The organism is Pseudomonas sp. ASL4 (assembly GCF_056680395.1).
The window spans coordinates 4,537,492-4,554,895 of record NZ_CM155280.1; the positions used below are offsets into that span (position 1 = coordinate 4,537,492).

A 17,404-nucleotide genomic window follows, 5' to 3' on the forward strand; every position below is an offset into this window, starting at 1 on the left:
TTTGCACGATTGCAAAGGGCTTCTATAGTTGATCTGAACACGAATTAGCGGCGGTGGTGCCATGGAAGACATTTTCGTTGTGAAGCGTTGCAACAAAATCATCATCCATGGCCGCCGAGCCGGAGAAGTCAGCCACGCGCCACCCGATGCCGCCGTCTGGTACCGCATCGCTGACACCCGCACCCGCGGCTTCATCGGTGACGGTTTCGATGTTGAAGAAGATGCCCGACGTGAATGCCGCCAGCTCAATGCCCGCTCACAAGTGACAGCTCGGCAAAGCTGAAAAAGTTCATAATTTTTTACCGGGTCTATACTGAAATCAGCTGAAGGACCAGCGACCCCATCAGCAGAGAGCTCGCACCCGCGGGCTTTTTGCTGCCACTTGTCAGATTCCTTCGAAGGAGGTGTTTGCCATGTCCGAAAAAGAGTCCATCACCACCCTGCTCACCCTGCTTGACTCTCGTCAGGCTCGCCTCGCGGCCGCTTGCAAGGAAATTGCCGACTGGGTCGATCATCAAGGCGGGCACCCTACGGCCCTGAAAATTCGTGACCGACTGAACGACATCGAGAAAGACGCACCGCTGATTCGCAGCACGCTGTCTTCGCTGCGCCCTGTCGAACCGCCGCTGCCACGGTTCAGATAGTTCAAACCGGACACCCCGACTCAAGGACAGGCCTGATTCAGGAAGCATGAACGGCGACAATCTTGTCACCGAGACCCTGCCTGCCTGATAGCCTCCTGCCACAACGCAACCCGGCCTGGTGCTGGGCTTTTTTTTGCGACATTCCTTTCACACAGCGTTCACAACGCACGCCCTACTGTGGCCCTACTCCTTTGAAGAATCCCTTGGCCCGCCCGCATGCGGGCTTTTTTTTGCCCTGAATTTCATTAACGAACGCCGCCGGCGGCGGGAGGTCAAACGAACACACGTCACGAAGGAGACGTTCCAATGGTCACTCACTTCAAAGTTGGCGGGCATCTTGCCTGCGGTCATACAGGCACCAAACTGGTTTCGAGTAACGTACTCACCCAGGTCAAATGCAGAAGCTGCCGCAACACCGATGCGTTCAAGGACGCGCGCAAAGACGAGCGCAATGCTGCACGACGCGCGGCGCGTAAAGCCAAGGTTACTCATACTGCAAATGATTGGCGCGCGGAGTGGGTTCAGCGGCTGACCGCCATGACCGGGCGGCAAAGATTGCCGCGCGGATTTCGCGGCCAGGCATTCGTCTAGACCCTCATTCTCGGGCCGATCTGATCGGCCCGATGTATTTACCCTGCAGCACAAAGTCCACCTTACCCACGCCAAAAACTAAATCCTTTGAGCGCTTTGTAGTACGAGCAAAGAAGGGAAAGTGCCGCTCTACCGGTCACGTCACTCTCCATCTCCTCCTGAGCCAAGCGTATTTCTTCTTGATAGTCCGCCGATTTTTCGGCAGTGAGTGTTTCTGCTTTTACCTCATCCGCCAGCTCCATTTCCGGGTTATTCATGAAGTTCTGAAAGGAATAGGTGCCCGCAGGGTACACGTGGGAACAAGCCCTCTGCCCCGCGATGACCTTGACGGCGATTTCTCGATCGGTAAATACCTCGGCCACGGAGATCGGGATGTAGCTCAGCCCCAACAATGCGCCGAATACAAATACTGCTTTTTTCATCACTGAAATCAAAACTGAAGCTCCATGCTGTCAAAAATAGCGAAACGAAAACGACAAAGGCCTGCATGATAAACCTCATGCAGGCCTTCGATATATAGGGGTGCCCGAAGACGGAACTGAACCGGCACTTTCTTACGATGCCAAGCAGGGCTTGCTGCCTCCGGCGCTCCGCCAGCCAAACAGCCTATTCCCACGCTCAGCTCTCCACAGCGTAATCGCAATGCAAAATTCCGACCTACTCCCTTCCAGGCATTACAAAATCAACAAAAACCAATGCGTAGTTGAACACCGGAATCACTGCTATTGGCCAAAAGCAACTTCTGACGACGAACCCGGCCGTTACACAGTGGTCAATACAATTGACGGCATCGCGACTGATCAGCAGCCTTTGGCCTGCTTCCTTCAAGAGCGAAGCTTGCGATTCACACACTTTAGGGTGCGCCGGGTAACTTTCAGTAGATTTGGTTCCTGCCTGACGCAGGCGCTGTCTACTGCTCTCATCCAATGCTCCCTTATCGGAGTACGGAAATGACTCAATCAATGCGGTTCTTCCTATCGCTCTTCCTCGCGACTGCCTCATTGGCATCGGCGAGCCTCCTGAACAATGCAAGTGCAGCCACCGCCGAAGATCTGAATGCCAGCTCTCGGCAAGCGTTGCAAAATCTCTACAAAGCCACTCCTTTCGCCGAAACCATCTCGCACAAAGCCAAAGCGGTGCTTGTCTTCCCCAATATCATCAAGGCGGGCCTTGTGTTCGGCGGCAGCTATGGCGAAGGTGAACTATTGAAAGGCTCGAAAGTAGCGGGTTATTACAACTCCGTCACCGGATCATGGGGGCTGCAGGCAGGCGCTCAGTCGTACGGCTATGTGGTTTTTCTGATGACCGACAAAGCTGTGAAATATGTAAGTGAGACCAAAGGTTGGGAAATCGGTGTAGGGCCAACTGTTGTTGTGGTTGATGAAGGGATTTCGAAAAACCTGTCCAGCTCGACGCTGAAAGACGACGCGTACGCGTTCATCTTCGACCAGCAAGGGTTAATGGCCGGGGTCAGCATCGAAGGCACGAAGATTTCCCTGATCAAGCGCTAAAACCAGCTATTTGGTTGGGCTCGAGCGAGTGATGGCGGCCTACGCCAACACAGGTTTGGTTGCCCGGTCAGGTAAATCTCGTTCTGGTCGATTTCTGTCAGACGTAACAGGCAGGAATCGACCATAACGTAATGCTGATCCAATCAAGCACGAGCCGGATCAGCTCTGGCGATTGACTCATGACTGAGTGGCAAAATTACGCGAATAACAGCTAAAGATGCATATTTCAAGTCATTAAAAATGAACAAACCTTTAAAGAATGTTCATGCAAACATGGGCTTAGCTGACTACCCTCAAGTATTCCGACATAGTGAATACAGGAGTAACCCACCATGTTCTCGCACGAAAGCTTCCCGCTGATTTCACTCTTCATCATCATGCTGGTTTGCGTACTTGCAGCCTTTCTTCACCCCATACACGCCTTCTGGAGTTGGGTTCAAAGGCGAAAGAGTAAATTCTCTCTCGAACGCACGGAGCAAGTGAGGAAGCTTTATTCGCGCTGAGTGATTTTCCAATGAAGCCTGGCAACGTCCAGGCTTTTTGCTGACTACCAGAAACGAAAAAGCGCTGCACGCTCAGCCCGCCTGTCCGGAACAGCTTTAACATCCTCAAACGACGTTGGCCGTTACTTGAGTCAAGTGAACGGACATGGAGCACGAGCCGTCCGAGCAACAACCACTGGAGTGTTCTTTCTGATGTGGCGGGCAAGAGCAAAAAAGTGTCGCCAACCAAGTGAGTTGCGACCCATGTCTATTTTTGCGACCCAGAAACAAACAAGGGTTTGCATCAGCTTTCGCCCGCAAACCCTTGATTTAAGATGGTGCCGAAGCCGGAATCGAACCTTTCTCATTGTTATTGAAAATAAAGGGAAATTTTTAGGTCGAAAATTTTTCTACCTCTATGTGTACCCTCAGTCTGCGAGCAGACTCAGTAATGAGCGTTGCTACCGGTTTCCACCGAGTAATCGCCATGGAAAATTCGAGTGTGGTCATCCACGCGAAAGGGGCCCTTCGGTAAGTGGACTTTTCCAATGGTACGACTGGAACGCAGTAGAGCACCGCATGAAGCAGAAACGGGTCGCAGTTGGAACCTGTTAGGCGACAAGCTCATTGATATCTTGATACGCCAGGATGATTTGGTGGACTTGAGACACAATAAGAGATGTCATCGCCTCCGCCATCTTATATACGACAGAGCCCTGATTTTTCAGGGCTTTGTCGTTTCTGGCTTTTAGAAAAAACCTGCCAGCCCACACTTCAGCCCACACCCTGGATGAAGTATTGCTTTTCGACCAGCGCCTAACTTTTCGAATGGTCTCTTGCCTACACCTACAGGCCTGAAGAACGGGTTTAGAGGCAGCTTCCGCAGGAAGCGCCGGAACGGAAACAGAGGTTGTGATCTCTCTTTCGACGCAGCCCAACAAACTACGCGCAAACAAAAACGCCGCTCAGTACAGACTGTGTGAAAACCTGGCAATCTGCTGGCCGGTTAACGCCATGCTCCGAATTGCCTTCTGTTTCGCTTAACAGCATCGACATCCTGGATTCCTGATTATGCGGCTCAATGGCTGGCCCATCGGTTTCCCCTGTCAACGCTTCACCCTGCACCTCACGGTGCAACATGCATGACTCGGGGTCTGGTTGATTCGCCATTTCTTACCAGTATCGAACTTTCATCGACTTTCCGCCGCCAGCTTTAACTGGCGCACTAAAGCGATCGGTTATTTCGGCCTGGGGCACGAACACCCAGCTCCAGGGAGTACGACCACACGGCGACAAATTTATGCGCAACCGTACGGGACTCGTCTTAAATCCGTATAACCTGCTCACTACATGTTTAAGTCTGATTTCGACATACTGATCGCTCGACAGGGCCAGATCCAGACACCTGGACCGGAATACCAATGAAGATAGAGAGCGGCGTATCCGACCTCATCGAGCAAGCGCAGCGTGCGCCAGCAAGGCGCGTTACAAGGTGTAGGAAATACCGACTTGCACGGTTCGTGGCGCACCCGGATAGGCGTATACGTTGCCGAACGCGCCTTCTTCGTAATCGCGATCAAACAGGTTTTTCACGTCGAGATTGAGCCGCACCTTGTCATTGATCTTGTAGAAGCTGAGCAAGTCGACGACGGTGTAGCTGCCCATCGAAAACGCCGTGTTGGCGGTTTGCCCAGCGCGCTCGTCGACGTACTTGAGTCCGGTGCCCAGGCCGAGTCCCTTGAGGGTGCCGTCCTGGAACTCATACATATTCAAAAGGCTGAAGCTGTTTTTCGGGATGTTCAGCAGGCGCGTGCCAGAGCGCAGCACGTTGTCTTTGGTCACCGCGGCATCAACATAGGCGTAGCCGCCGATCACGCGCCATTCGGGGGTGAGGTTACCGGCGACGTTGACGTCGAAACCGCGGCTTCGCACTTCACCGGCAGCAACGCTGAAGGTCGAATCAACGGGATCGGAGGTCAAAACGTTACGCTTCTCGATCTGATAGATCGCCGCATCGACACTCAACTGCTCATCCAGTGCTTCCCACTTGATACCCATTTCGTAAGACTTGCCCTTCTCCGGCGCAAACCCACCGCCGAGACGGCTTGCGCCGGTGTTGGGCTTGAACGATCGCGCGGTGTCGGCGTAGACCGCTAATGTCTCGGTCAAATCGTAGGTCACGCCAATGCGCGGGGTCACCGCGTTGTCACTGGCCTGCCAGCTCTTGCCGCCCGGCACGTAGGTTTCGTAGTCATGTTCGAAACGTTCGAAACGCGCCCCTGCCAGCACTTTCAGTTTGTCGGTCAGTGCCACCTGATCCTGCACGAACGCGGCATACGTCTTGAGGTTTTCCTTGTCATGAGTCGGCGTTCGAGTCAGCGCCGGACGCGGCTGGCCGTACACCGGATCGAAGATGTCGATCGGGTACGCGCCGACAGCACCGCTGGAGCGTTGAATGATCGACTTGTAGTCGTAATCTTCGTACTCGATACCAGTGAGCAAAGTGTGCTGCAAACCAGCGGTATCGAAATGGCCGGTCAAATTGAGTTGGGTGTCCTTGTCGGTCCACTCCAGTTTGCGATAGTTGAAGTTGCGCCCCAAGGTGCAGCCGTCATCGGCAATACCGTTGGCCTCGACCGCGTTGCCCTTGAGCGAACCATCAAGCCACTGGAAGCCGCCCCCCAGCGTCCAGTCGTCATTGAGCATGTGTTCGAAACGCAGTTGCGCCATGTTGTTGTCGTTGTGCAATTTGCCAACGTCTTTTTCGCCGAAAAAACTGTCGCGGGAGGCGGTGCCAATCTGTCTGGCGTAACGCGTAACGCCTCGATCCAGAGGCGCGTTGTTGCGCATGAAATCGCCTTCGAAAATGAGCTTGGTCGCATCGGTTGCCTGCCACGTCAGAACAGGAGTGATACCGTAGCGTTCGGTTTCGACGTGATCGCGGAAGGTGTCGCCGCCCTCGCCCACTACGTTCAGTCGATAAGCCAGGCGGCCTTCTTCGTCGAGCGGGCCGGAAGCGTCCAGCGTGCCGCGCTTCATGCCCTGATCGTTCAATTGACTGCCCAAGATGACGGTGCGCTCGGGTAGCGGCTGTTTGGAAACTACCTTAAACGTCCCGCCAGGATCACCTCGACCGTAGAGCAAGGTTGCCGGGCCGCGCAGCACTTCAAGGCGCTCGATAGAGTTGGCATCCGGCATGTTCGGGTAGCCGCGATTGATCGGAAAACCGTTGCGGTAAAACTCGCCAGTGGTGAAGCCACGAACTGTAAATGTGGTCAGGCCCTGCCCACCAAAATTGTTCGCCCGCCCCACGCCCCCGGCGTAGTCCAGCGCTTCCTGCAAACGGGTCGCTCCGAGATCCTCGACCGCGTCCTTCGAGACCACACTGATCGATTGCGGGGTTTCATGGATCGACGTGTCGGTGCGCGTGGCGCTGGCCGAGCGCGTTGCCCGATAACCCTGAACCGGCCCGTCCGCCCTTTCGTAACTCGCGGTACCGATAACATCGGTGGCGTCCAGCTCAAGCGTTGAGGGGGCTACATCCGTTTGTTCAGCCCATGAGGAAGACGACAACGCTTGCAGTACACAAATGGAAAACAGGGTTCGACGCATGGAGAGGAAAACCTTTACGAATAGGCCAATGCACAGGGTAAAAACGCCAATAAAGACCCGTGCATGCTATACAAAACCATTCGCAATTAAAACTTATTCCCATTAACGCCTATGGACAACTCATCACGTCATTCGGAGAATGGGCGAAACAAGCGGTGCGCCATCCACTGAATTTTCGCTACGATGCTTACGTGATGCTCTCTCACGCGCCCTCTCTACCAAGCCAAAGAGTAGCCTCCTTCCAGGCTCCAACCGTCACAAGCTCTTCTAAAGTTTCCAACAGAATTTTTTCCCAACTCAACGCCAGGCGACTGTTTCTGCGCTACCTGAGCGTAGTGAGCGAAACGGTAGACCGGATGCCGGGTCTCTCAATGGCATGCCCCACCAGAATGCCATTGGCGATATCCTCCTGGACTGCGGCGTGGGCAAGAATCGAATAGCCCATGCCTTCGGCAACCATGCGTTTGGTCAAACTGACGCTGTCCACGTCGAATACGACATTCAACTGGAATCCGTTTTGCGCCGCTACCTGTTCGATCAGGCGTCGGTTGCTATGGGGTAAACCAGGAAGGATCAGCGGAAAATCCGCCAGGCCCATGATACGCACCGATTTTGGCGACTCCCCTGGTGGTCCGACCAATACCATCCGCTCGCTGAAAATCGGTCGCACATCGAAAGCCTCAAGCAGCGGCTGGTTGTACACCACCGCCACCTGGCTCCGGCCATCCAGCAACCACTCCTGCAGCGAAGTACTCAAGCCTTCCAGTACATGCAATGACGCCTTCGGCCAGCGTTCGTGAAAACGCCGAATCAACTGCGGCCCAACGATGGTAACGATTGCAGGCGGCAACCCAACCGCCAGATTCCCACGCTCTTCAAACGCACTGTTGCGCACATGGTCGGCGGTTTCTTCCATATAGCGCAGCATCACGTCCGCGCGTTCGAGCAGGCGCGCGCCGGCGGCGGTGAGTTCCACTCCCCTTCCATGCCGAATAAACCGTGCCACCTGCAACTGCTCTTCTAACTTGGCGATCTGCCGACTCAGGGCTGGCTGGGCGATGAAAAGCTCTTTCGCCGCGCGACTGAAACCGCCGCACTGAGCCACTTTTACAAAGGAGCGAAGTTCTCATACTCGCCAGCCGTTGGCGCCTGGGTCGGGGCAGTTCTCGCTGCGGCACCGACCGCGACAACGCTGCGGATTTACCCGGGGCGTTGTCGCGGTGTGCCTCTTTGCCGAGCCCTTCAGCTCTCCTTGACTAACTGCGCAAGCAGACTCGTTTCAGGCTTTTTTGCGAAGACCTTCTGCGGCAGCAGCAGCCAGGCCAATGCCGGCAACAGGATCAAGGCGCCGAGCATGTTCACCAGGAACATGAAAGCCAGCAGGATGCCCATGTCGGCCTGGAACTTGATCGGCGAGAAGGCCCAGGTCGACACCGCGACCGCCAGTGTCATGCCGGTCAGCAACACCACCTTGCCGGTGAACAGCAGCGCCTGATAATAGGCTTGAGCCAAGGTGTCACCGGCGCGCATTCGAGCGAGGATCACGCTCAAGACATAGAGCGCGTAGTCGATGCCGATGCCCACGCCAAGTGCGATCACCGGCAGTGTCGCCACTTTCACGCCCATCCCCAGACTCACCATCAGCGCCTCGCAAAGAATCGAGGTGAGCATCAGCGGCAGCATCGCGCAGAGGGTTGCGCGCCAACTACGGAAGGTCAGCAGGCATAACAGGCTGACCGCACCGTAGACCCAGAACAACATCTCGTGCATGGATTTTTTCACCACGATATTGGTCGCGGCTTCGATCCCGGCACTGCCCGCGGCCAGCATGAATTTGACCTCTGGCACCTGATGCTCAGCGATAAATTTCTCGCTGGCCTCCACTACCCGGTTCAGGGTATCGGCCTTGTGATCGGCCAGGTAAACGTACAGCGACAGCATCGAACAGCCCTGATTGAAAAGCTCTCGCGGCGCGCGGGTCTGCACCGCACCCAACGCGCCGTCATTGGGGATCAGCTCATACCATTTGAAGTTACCTTCGTTGTAACCGGCCGTGGCGATCTTGCTCAGCGCCGCCATGGAGGTGGTCGACTCCACTCCCCGTAATTGCTCCAGCCGCCAGGCCAGCGCATCCACCGCGGACAGACTCGCGTAACGCGTGCACTGATCTTCCGGGGTTTTGATCATGACCACGAAAATATCCGAGCTGGCTGCGTAGTTGCGAGTCATGAACAGCGCGTCGCGGTTGTACCGCGAGTCGGCCCGCAACTCCGGTGCGCCGGGATCGAGATCGCCGATCTTCAGGTGCAGGCTCACGGCAAAACCGAACGCGGCCAGCAGCAGGCCGCCCAGCATGGCGCCAACGGCCCAGCGCCGCTGGGTAAACAGATCGAGAAAACGCCACAACGGATGCTTGATCTGCGCCTGCAGCTCGGCGGTTTCCGAACTCAGGCTGCGTTGTGCCGCTGCCGGACTGACACCGATATAACTGAGCAAGATCGGCAGCAGGATAAGGTTAGTGAAAATCAGCACGGCCACGCCGAGGCTGGCGGTGATCGCCAAATCCTGGATCACTCGGATATTGATCAGCAGCAACACCGCGAAGCCCACTGCATCGCAGAGCAACGCGGTCATGCCGGCGGCGAACAGTCGGCGGAAGGTATAACGCGCGGCCACCACTCGGTGGGTGCCGCGACCGACGTCCTGCATGATGCCGTTCATCTTTTGCGCGCCATGGCTCATGCCGATGGCGAACACCAGAAACGGCACCAGTGCCGAATAAGGGTCCAGTTCATAACCGAGGATGGCGAGCAGACCGAGCTGCCAGAGTACCGCCACCAGCGAGCACGTCACCACCACCAAGGTGCTGCGCGCGCAACGGGTGTAGCCATAGAGCACCACCACGGTCACCAGTACCGCCACCACGAAGAACAGCAGTACCTGGGTCAACCCCTCGATCAGATCGCCGACAATTTTGGTGAAACCGGTGATGTGAATCCGCAGATCATCGGTCTGGTACTTGTCCCGCAGGACTTCCAGTTGCCGGGAAAACTCGCCGTAGTCCAGGGCTTTTCCGGTCTGCGGACTGATTTCGAGCAAGGGCACGAAGATCACACTGGACTTGAAGTTGCCGGCCACCAACTGGCCGACCTCGCCAGAACGGGCGACGTTGGTCCGCACTTGTTCGATGCTGGCGGCAGAACCATCGTAGTCGTCGGGGATCACCGTACCGCCATCGAGGCCCTCCTCCGTCACCGCGGTCCAGCGCGTGGTCGGGGTCCATAACGACTTCATGTAAGGTCGATCGACGCCCGGCAGCAGGTAGAGCTCATCGTTGAGCCTGGCCAGGGTGTCGAGGTAGTCCTTGCTGAATATGTTGCCCTGCTTGACCTCCACGGCGATCCGCAACAAGTTGCCCAGGCCACTCAACTCGCTGCGATTTTCCAGGAAGTTGGCGACATAAGGGTGTCCGGTCGGGATGGTCTTCTCATAACTGGCGTTGATGCCGATGCGCGTGGCTTGCCAACCGAGCAGCAGAGTCACCAACAGACACAGCAGGATCACCAGCGGTCGATGGTTGAAGATCGCTCGCTCGGCGAAGTTGCCCGAAGCCTGGTCAAAGTCTTCCAGGCGGCCGATCACGGTTTGGGTTTTGTCGTCTTTCAAGTCTGACTCCTGTTGCACGGGCCTCGGCCCGATAGCGCTACACCGTGAAGTTTCAAGGTTTGCCGGACGCCCGCGGATCCTGGTCAGCGGCCACGCCACTCAAACCGACGCTGGCCAGACTGCCGTCGGCCGCCTGCTGCAGGGCCGCGACCGTCGCACTGCTGAGGCTCTGACGTTTGTCGAAGCTGCGGCCCTGGTCATGGCTGAACAAAAGTTCACCGCTCTGGCTGACCATCAGCAGGCTGCCGTCACGCAGTTCGATGGCGGTCGCCAGCGTTGAGTCGACGCCGGTGTCGAGGCGCCGCCAACGGTTGCCACGGTCATCGGACCACCAGGCGTTGCCGCGCAATCCATAGGCAATCAAGGCGCCGCTGCGGGTGCCAAGCAAACCGAAAAAGCTGCCTTCATAAGGTGATTTCAAGGCCTGGAACGAATGCCCGGCATCAGTCGAACGCAACAGCAAACCACGCTCACCCACTAGCAGCAGGTCATTGCCCGAGGCACGGATGCCATACAGGTTGAGGCCCTGCGGATTGTCCACATGTCGCATCCAGGGTTGCCAGTTTTGCCCGCCGTCGTCAGTGCGGTAGATCTGGTTGTAGGCACCCACGATGTAGCCATGCAGCCGGTCACTGAAGTACAGGTCGAGAAACGGCTTGTCCGGTCCGTCGCTCATCAGATGCCGTGCCTGTTCCAGGTTGCTGGCGCCATCCGACTGATCGGCATCACGCTGCGCTGCCTGCACTGCCAACTTGGCAGCACCTTCGCCGTCGAGTTGCTTGTGCCAGGTTTCACCGCCGTCCTCGCTGTGCAACACCACACCCAGATGACCGACCGCCCAACCCTGCTCGGCATCGACGAATTGCACCGCCGTCAAGCTGACGCTGACCGGCACACTGGCCTGGCGCCAACTTTTCCCCGAGTCGTCCGAGAGCAGCACGATGCCCCGCTCTCCGACCGCCACCAAACGCTCCCCGGCCCGGGCCAACCCGAGCAATACCGCGCGCGGGGCCTTGGCGGTCAGCAATGCCGGCTGCTGCAGCACCGCGAACGTCGCGGCCTGCGCAGCCATGGACGTGCTCGCCAACAGACACAACGCCAGGGCACAGACACCCCATCGCAGGCGAAAACTCGCAAAGATTTTTTCAACGTTCATGTCTTTATCCCGCTTGGAAAATCGCTCGCGACCGCGACGAGCTTCTCGCCCGCCACAGCCACCCAGGGTTCAACGCATGTTTTCGTTGGCCATGGCATCCGGCGTGAAGTAGGAGGCCGAAGGTTTCGCGACTTTCTGGTACTGAACCGCCAGATCATTGCTCGAGGAGTTGAGGAAGTAGGCGCCGGTGTCGAGGTTGTAGCTGCCCCACATGACCTGTGCGGTGAGCGCCGGCAGGTCCGGTGCCAGCAGCGTCAGCGAATACATCTGGCGTCCCAGTTTGCCCTGGGCGTCATACCCGTCGGCCAACAGGATCTGCCAGGAGTCCTCGTCGATGTAGTAAGTCCGACGCGGCACCACATGGCGTTTACCGGATTTAAGCGTGGCCTCGACCACCCAGACCCTATGCTTCTCCCAGCGCACCAGATCGGGATTGAGGAAGTTCTGTTTGACCAACTCGTCGCTCTTGGCCAGACCGGCGCGGTTGTTGTTGTAGGCGACGATCAGTTCTTTCTTGCCCATCAGCTTGAGGTCGTAGCGATCGGTCGGCCCGAACAGCATGAACGCTTCGTCGAACAGACCGACCCCGGAGGTGACGAAGTCCGGGGTGTCGTAGGCAATGTTCGGCGCCCGACGCACCCGGCGCTGGCCAACCAGGTACTGCCAGGCCGCACGGTTGGCCGGGTCCAGGTCCCAATGGGTCATCAGGCCTTCGCCTGCCTTGGACGACGGCAGTTCGGTCAACAGTTTGCCAATCAGGTATTTGCCGGAAAAATTTTCTGGGCTGCCGTTTTCGACGTAGTAGGGAAACTGGTAGGTGTACTGGGCACGGGTCGCCTGGACTTTCTTGCCGCCCGCCGTCATCAGCCAGGTGTCGAAAGGCGAGCTGATGGTATCGCCGCCCTGCCAGGACAGCCGATAGTTCCACAGTACTTGCGCGCCGTTGTCCGGAATCGGGAACGGGATGCCGCCGTAGGCGCTGGCGACTTTCTCGGTCTCAACGTCCAGCGTGGCGCGGAGGGCATTCTTGGCGGTGTTGTCATAGACCCATTGCGGGGCTGCTGCCGAGCGATGGGTCGGGTAAACGTCCAGCCGGTAGTCCGGGTATTTCTTCAACAGAACCTTGGTGCCTTCGGCCAGCTCGCTGGCGTACTGCTCCATGTTCGAGGCCTTGATCGAGTACAACGGTTTCTCGCCGGCGAATGGATCGGGACGTTTATCGCCCGCCTTGTAGCCCGGCGCGACCTTGGTGTAACCACCGTCCCAGGCCGGAATGCTGCCATCGGCGTTGCCGGCCCGCTCACCGCCAAGGGGCGTCAGCCCGGACGTCAGGCGTGCAGCCTGCTCAGGCGACACCGCTGCCTGTGTCAGGCTCATGCCGGCAAGAGCCAGGGTGAGGACACACGTGTTGAGAAATGTTTTGTTCTGCATGGCGAATCCACCTTATTAGAATGAGGTTTTCACGTAGAGCGAGACGAAGTCGCGGTCGGCCAGCGACTGCCCGTAGCTGAAATTCCCGTCCTCGCGCAGCCCGGCTTTTGGCGCACCGAAGAAGTTCACGTAGTTGAGGCCAACATCCCAGCGCTGCAGATAAGTAGCCTTGAGCCCGACACTCCAGTCGCCGGAATGGGTATTGCCGAAGCCCGATTTGTTGACGGCCGAAGAGCGCCCGTCGAGCACCACGCCCATTCCGATCGGCACGGTCAGGTCGATCCCGTCGACAATCTGGAAGTACGCCGGCTCCACCAACACGCGTAACGCCGTCGCATCGCGGGTCGTGTTGGAATCCAGCGCCGCGGCGTTCTCGGTGACGCTCAGGGTGCGGTTCCAGGCCAGTTCGGCCAGTGCCGAGCCGCCGTCCCAGAAAGCCGTCGGTGATAACAGGTAAATCGCCGACAGGTTGGCGTGCGCGGTTTTGCCCCGAGCAAACAGCGAGTTGTCGCCGCCATCTGCATCCGTGCCCGGTGTCACCACTTGCAGATTGCTCACCAGCGGCGCATTCCAGCGCACGGAGGTTTCACCGGCAAAGTTGAACGGGCCATAGGCGGTGGAGAAGCTGACGCCAGCCGTCTTGATATCTTCGGCGTAGACCTGACGATAAGAACTCAGGATCGGCAACCCGGTGGCCGCCGCCGCTGCGCCGTCGAGGTAGGCGTACAGCCCAATCGGGGTTTTGTCGTGATACTGCGCGGCGTAAAAACCCAGCTCCAGCTCGGTCCCGGTCGGTTTGAAGCGAATCTGCATACCGCCCTGCCCCGAATTCCTTGGTTTCAGATCGCCGCCATTCACGGTGTCGTTGCCAAACACCTCGCGCAGCGGACCGCTGCCGTAGCCGATGGCATCGGCATCGCTCAGGTAGCTGCCGGCACCGGGCAGGTTGGAACGTTCCCACTCGAACTGGTAGTAAGCGCCCACCGACAACTGTGGGTTGATCTGCAACTGCCCGGAGATCTGATTGACCGGACGCAGGATCTCCTTGAACTGGGTCCCCGGCACGCTGAGCAACTTGACCACGTCGGTCGGGCCCTGGGCATTGGCAATCCCGTTGCCGCCGTAGAACAGGCTTTCACCGTAGATCAAGCTGTGCCGACCCAGCCGCACCACGCCCTGGGAGTCTTCGCCGAGGTCTCCGCGCAGGAACACAAAGGCGTCGAGGATTTCGCCGTCGCGGCCATGAAGCTTACGGGTCTCGCTGAGGAAATGCGTTTGCTCGCTGCTGTCGGTATCCTTGTTGTAGATATCGTCGTACCAGGCTGCGCCACTCACACGCAGCCCGTAGTTTTGCCGACTGAGGTCCATTTCGGAAAACAGGTCCAGACGGTTGGAGACCAGACCGCTACTGAAGTTTTTATCGCCCTGGCTCTGGATCGAGGGATACAGGCCGTTGGCGGTCGGCGCGTTGACCAAACGGCTGTCCTGACCCTGTAGACGCCAGGCCTGGCTGTATTTGATGGTGTTGTCCCAGCGCAGTTTCCAGTCGGAATCACCGAGGTCCATTTGCATGGCCTCGACCCTTTCGACCATCACGCCTGCGCTGCATAACGCCAGAAACAGGGCGCAGTGCTTGAAACGAAAGCAACGTTTAACGTTGTCCATGGACGCTCCTCATTATTTTTATTTTTGGCATGGCTTTGCACGCATGGCGCCAGCCAACACGCTCGGGTAGCGGCCTGCGCCGCTGTCTACGGGTGTCCGTTTCAGATGTAGGTGGAGGCCAGGCCGCCATCGACCGCCAGGTTGACGCCGTTGATCCAGCGCGACTCGTCGGCACACAGGAAAGCGATCACCGCCGCCACCTCATCGGCATAACCGGGGCGCTTCATGCGATGAGCATCAGCCTGGGTCCGGGCCTCACCGAGCATGCTCACGAAGTCGCCGAGGATTGGCGTGAACACCGGGCCTGGCGCCACGCTGTTCATGCGCACCGAATGTTCCAGAAACCAGGGCTGGGCCTGCAGGTAGTTCCAAACGATCAAGGCTTCCTTGAAATACTGGTAGCAGGTCTCGTCCGGTACCGGGTGTTCGGCCAGCCAGGCTTGCGCGGCGGTGAAGCTGTCGATGCGCGCCAGCGCCTTGTGCAGGTCCAGGCGTTGCGGCCATTCGGCACCAAGGATCGAGGCGATGTTGACGATGCTGCCGCCAGCCGTGATGCGCGGCAGTAGCGCACTGCTCAGGTGGCGCAACCCCAGGTAATTGACTTGCGCCAGCAGTTGCGGGTTTGCAGTGCCCGGGACCCCGGCGATGTTACACAGGCTGTCGATCCGTGCCGGTAACTGCGGCAACAGCCGGTCGATGCTCTCGGCACTGCTCAGATCGCCCTGGACAAAGCCGTCCAGGGTCATGTGCGGGGCCTTCAGATCCACGCCAATCACCTGGGCGCCGTGGCCGCGCAACAGGCTTGAAGTGGCTGCACCGATACCCGAGGAGACCCCGGTCACCAGCACAATCTTGTTGTCGAGTTTCATGTTGTGTCCTCTTATTGTTTTTGTGTACTCGCCCGGTGCACCGACCACCCTCGTCGGCCCTGGCCCCATCAGAATGGGTAGCGCGGCGCCTTATCCTTGACCGTCACCCATTGCCATTGGGTGTACTCGTCCCAGTCCGCCGGGCCGCCAACGCTGCCGGCATTTCCTGAACTGCCACGCCCACCGAATGGATTGACGCATTCGTCAGCCACCGTCTGATCGTTGATGTGCAGCAGACCGCAATTGAGTCGCTCGCCAATTGCCATCGCGCGCCCAACCGAAGGCGAGATGATCCCCGCGGACAGGCCATACTCGGTGCGATTGGCCAACTCGATGGCCTCCTCGTCGCTGGCAAAACTCACCACCGTGGCCACCGGACCAAAGATCTCCTCGTCGAACGCACGCATGCCCGGACGCACGCCTGAAAGAACCGTAGGTTGGTAGAAGAGCTGTTCAAACTCGCCGCCGGTTTCCAGAATTGCCCCGGCCCTTACACTCTCCGTGACGATTTCATGCACACGTTGCAACTGTCGTTTGTTGATCAAAGGCCCCAGCACCGCCTCGCCACGAGCGGCATTGCCGACGGTGATCGCCCGTGCTTTCTCTGCCAGTCGGCGGACCAGCTCTTCAGCGATCGACTCATGGGCCAGGATGCGTCCGGTGGCCATGCATATTTGCCCCTGATGCAACCAGGCCCCCCAGGCGGCGTTGCTGGCCGCCAGGTCGAGATCAGCGTCTTCGAGCACGATCAGCGAGTTCTTGCCGCCCAACTCCAGGGCCACTTTTTTCAGATGACGCCCGGCCACCTCCGCGACTTTGCGTCCCGCTGCGGTGGAGCCAGTGAACGCAATCATCCGCACATGCGGGTCGCGGCACAGCGCCTCACCGGCCACCGCTGCGCCCGGCAAAACCTGCAGCAACCCCTTGGGCAGACCGGCTGCCTCAAATAACCGGGCGATGATGAAGCCACCACTGACCGGGGTCTGCGGATCGGGCTTTAGCACCACGGCGTTGCCGGCCGCTAGCGCGGGTGCTACCGAGCGCAGGGAGAGCACCAGAGGAAAGTTGAACGGAGAAATTACTCCGACCACGCCATGGGGCAACCGGCGTGCATAGGACAAACGCCCCGCCTCGCTCGGAAGAACCAGGCCATGGGGTTGCGACAGCAGTCCGGCCGCCTGATGCAGCAAGACGATCGCCTCACGGACCTCATGCTCACCCTTGAACAGACTGCCGCCGCTTTCCCGAGCGATGTACAGCGCCAGCTCGGCAAAGTGTTGCTGGGCCAGTGCTGCGGCTTTGCGAAAGATCTCCGCCCTCTCACGCGGCCCCAATGCCGCCCAGCCCGGCTGGACACGGGCAGCGTTGAGACTGGCAAACGCGATGTCCGCAGCATCGGCCAGGCCGGTGACAGTCAGCACCTCGCCGGTGGCCGGCTCACGTACGGTATTGCTGCCGCCCAACGGACGTATCCAGTCGCCATTGAAAACGCGTTCACACCACAACTCGTCCCGCAGAAAATCAGAGGGTTCACTTACCGACATTTCGGCCTCCCGGCTCTTGTGTTTGTCATCGCCCGACGACGCCTTGCTGAAGCGGTGAAGTCGTCTGCGTCGTGAAAGCACTAGAGCAAGGGCTGTGCCGATTTCCTGCGTGCCACCATTATTTAGATGGCGAAGGCTCTGGCCTGTGGGCTCAAGATGAGTACTCAAAGATCGGGCGATGGTCTCGACGCTCCGCCAGCACCGGGTCACTTGTTCAAATGATAAAGTTATGT

General features: G+C 58.2%; 13 protein-coding genes and 1 pseudogene. 4 read left to right on the forward strand and 10 right to left on the reverse strand.

Features of this window, described 5'->3' with window-relative positions:
* Nucleotides 1-61 precede the first annotated feature (61 nt).
* The 3 genes from AC1MEW_RS20380 (at nt 62) to AC1MEW_RS20390 (ending at nt 1,235) form a co-directional block, all read left to right on the forward strand.
* On the forward strand, nt 62-283 hold the full coding sequence (locus AC1MEW_RS20380; RefSeq protein ID WP_201255395.1) for a hypothetical protein: 222 nt from the start codon (nt 62-64) through the stop codon (nt 281-283).
* Between the two features lie 130 nt (nt 284-413).
* Nucleotides 414-644, forward strand: a complete 231-nt coding sequence (locus tag AC1MEW_RS20385; RefSeq protein WP_054050531.1) for a hypothetical protein — start codon at nt 414-416, stop codon at nt 642-644.
* 306 nt (nt 645-950) lie between these two features.
* On the forward strand, nt 951-1,235 hold the full coding sequence (locus AC1MEW_RS20390) for a hypothetical protein (RefSeq protein ID WP_201255394.1): 285 nt from the start codon (nt 951-953) through the stop codon (nt 1,233-1,235).
* Between the two features lie 62 nt (nt 1,236-1,297).
* Here AC1MEW_RS20390 and AC1MEW_RS20395 read toward each other — a convergent pair whose 3' ends face one another.
* A complete protein-coding gene (locus tag AC1MEW_RS20395) occupies nt 1,298-1,669 on the reverse strand; it encodes a hypothetical protein (protein WP_480423355.1) in 372 nt (123 codons plus the stop codon).
* A gap of 516 nt (nt 1,670-2,185) precedes the next feature.
* On the opposite strand from AC1MEW_RS20395, the gene AC1MEW_RS20400 reads away from it, so the two are divergent.
* Nucleotides 2,186-2,746, forward strand: coding sequence for a lipid-binding SYLF domain-containing protein (locus AC1MEW_RS20400; protein ID WP_201255392.1), 561 nt, complete (start codon nt 2,186-2,188; stop codon nt 2,744-2,746).
* A gap of 1,967 nt (nt 2,747-4,713) precedes the next feature.
* On the opposite strand, the gene AC1MEW_RS20405 is transcribed toward AC1MEW_RS20400, so the two are convergent.
* The 9 genes and pseudogenes from AC1MEW_RS20405 to AC1MEW_RS20445 all read right to left on the reverse strand — a co-directional run bounded on the left by AC1MEW_RS20405 (nt 4,714) and on the right by AC1MEW_RS20445 (nt 17,171).
* Nucleotides 4,714-6,840, reverse strand: coding sequence for a TonB-dependent siderophore receptor (locus tag AC1MEW_RS20405; RefSeq protein ID WP_480423356.1), 2,127 nt, complete (start codon nt 6,838-6,840; stop codon nt 4,714-4,716).
* Between the two features lie 322 nt (nt 6,841-7,162).
* Nucleotides 7,163-7,816, reverse strand: coding sequence for a LysR substrate-binding domain-containing protein (locus tag AC1MEW_RS20410; protein ID WP_480427296.1), 654 nt, complete (start codon nt 7,814-7,816; stop codon nt 7,163-7,165).
* Between the two features lie 39 nt (nt 7,817-7,855).
* Nucleotides 7,856-7,945 (reverse strand): annotated as a pseudogene (locus AC1MEW_RS20415) (LysR family transcriptional regulator); the annotation flags it as partial.
* A gap of 137 nt (nt 7,946-8,082) precedes the next feature.
* The gene (locus tag AC1MEW_RS20420) at nt 8,083-10,506 is read right to left on the reverse strand and encodes an efflux RND transporter permease subunit (RefSeq protein WP_480423358.1); all 2,424 of its coding nucleotides are present in this window, start codon (nt 10,504-10,506) and stop codon (nt 8,083-8,085) included.
* Nucleotides 10,507-10,558: 52 nt separating this feature from the next.
* Complete coding sequence (locus AC1MEW_RS20425; RefSeq protein WP_480423360.1) at nt 10,559-11,662, reverse strand: WD40/YVTN/BNR-like repeat-containing protein; 1,104 nt, start codon at nt 11,660-11,662, stop codon at nt 10,559-10,561.
* Between the two features lie 69 nt (nt 11,663-11,731).
* Complete coding sequence (locus AC1MEW_RS20430; protein ID WP_480423361.1) at nt 11,732-13,093, reverse strand: DUF1329 domain-containing protein; 1,362 nt, start codon at nt 13,091-13,093, stop codon at nt 11,732-11,734.
* A 15-nt stretch (nt 13,094-13,108) separates the two neighbouring features.
* A complete protein-coding gene (locus AC1MEW_RS20435) occupies nt 13,109-14,758 on the reverse strand; it encodes a DUF1302 domain-containing protein (protein ID WP_480423363.1) in 1,650 nt (549 codons plus the stop codon).
* A gap of 101 nt (nt 14,759-14,859) precedes the next feature.
* On the reverse strand, nt 14,860-15,627 hold the full coding sequence (locus tag AC1MEW_RS20440; protein ID WP_480423365.1) for a coniferyl-alcohol dehydrogenase: 768 nt from the start codon (nt 15,625-15,627) through the stop codon (nt 14,860-14,862).
* A 68-nt stretch (nt 15,628-15,695) separates the two neighbouring features.
* Nucleotides 15,696-17,171 carry a benzaldehyde dehydrogenase gene (locus AC1MEW_RS20445; protein ID WP_480423367.1) on the reverse strand — a complete coding sequence of 492 codons (1,476 nt, stop codon included), beginning with the start codon at nt 17,169-17,171 and terminating at the stop codon, nt 15,696-15,698.
* Nucleotides 17,172-17,404: the final 233 nt, after the last annotated feature.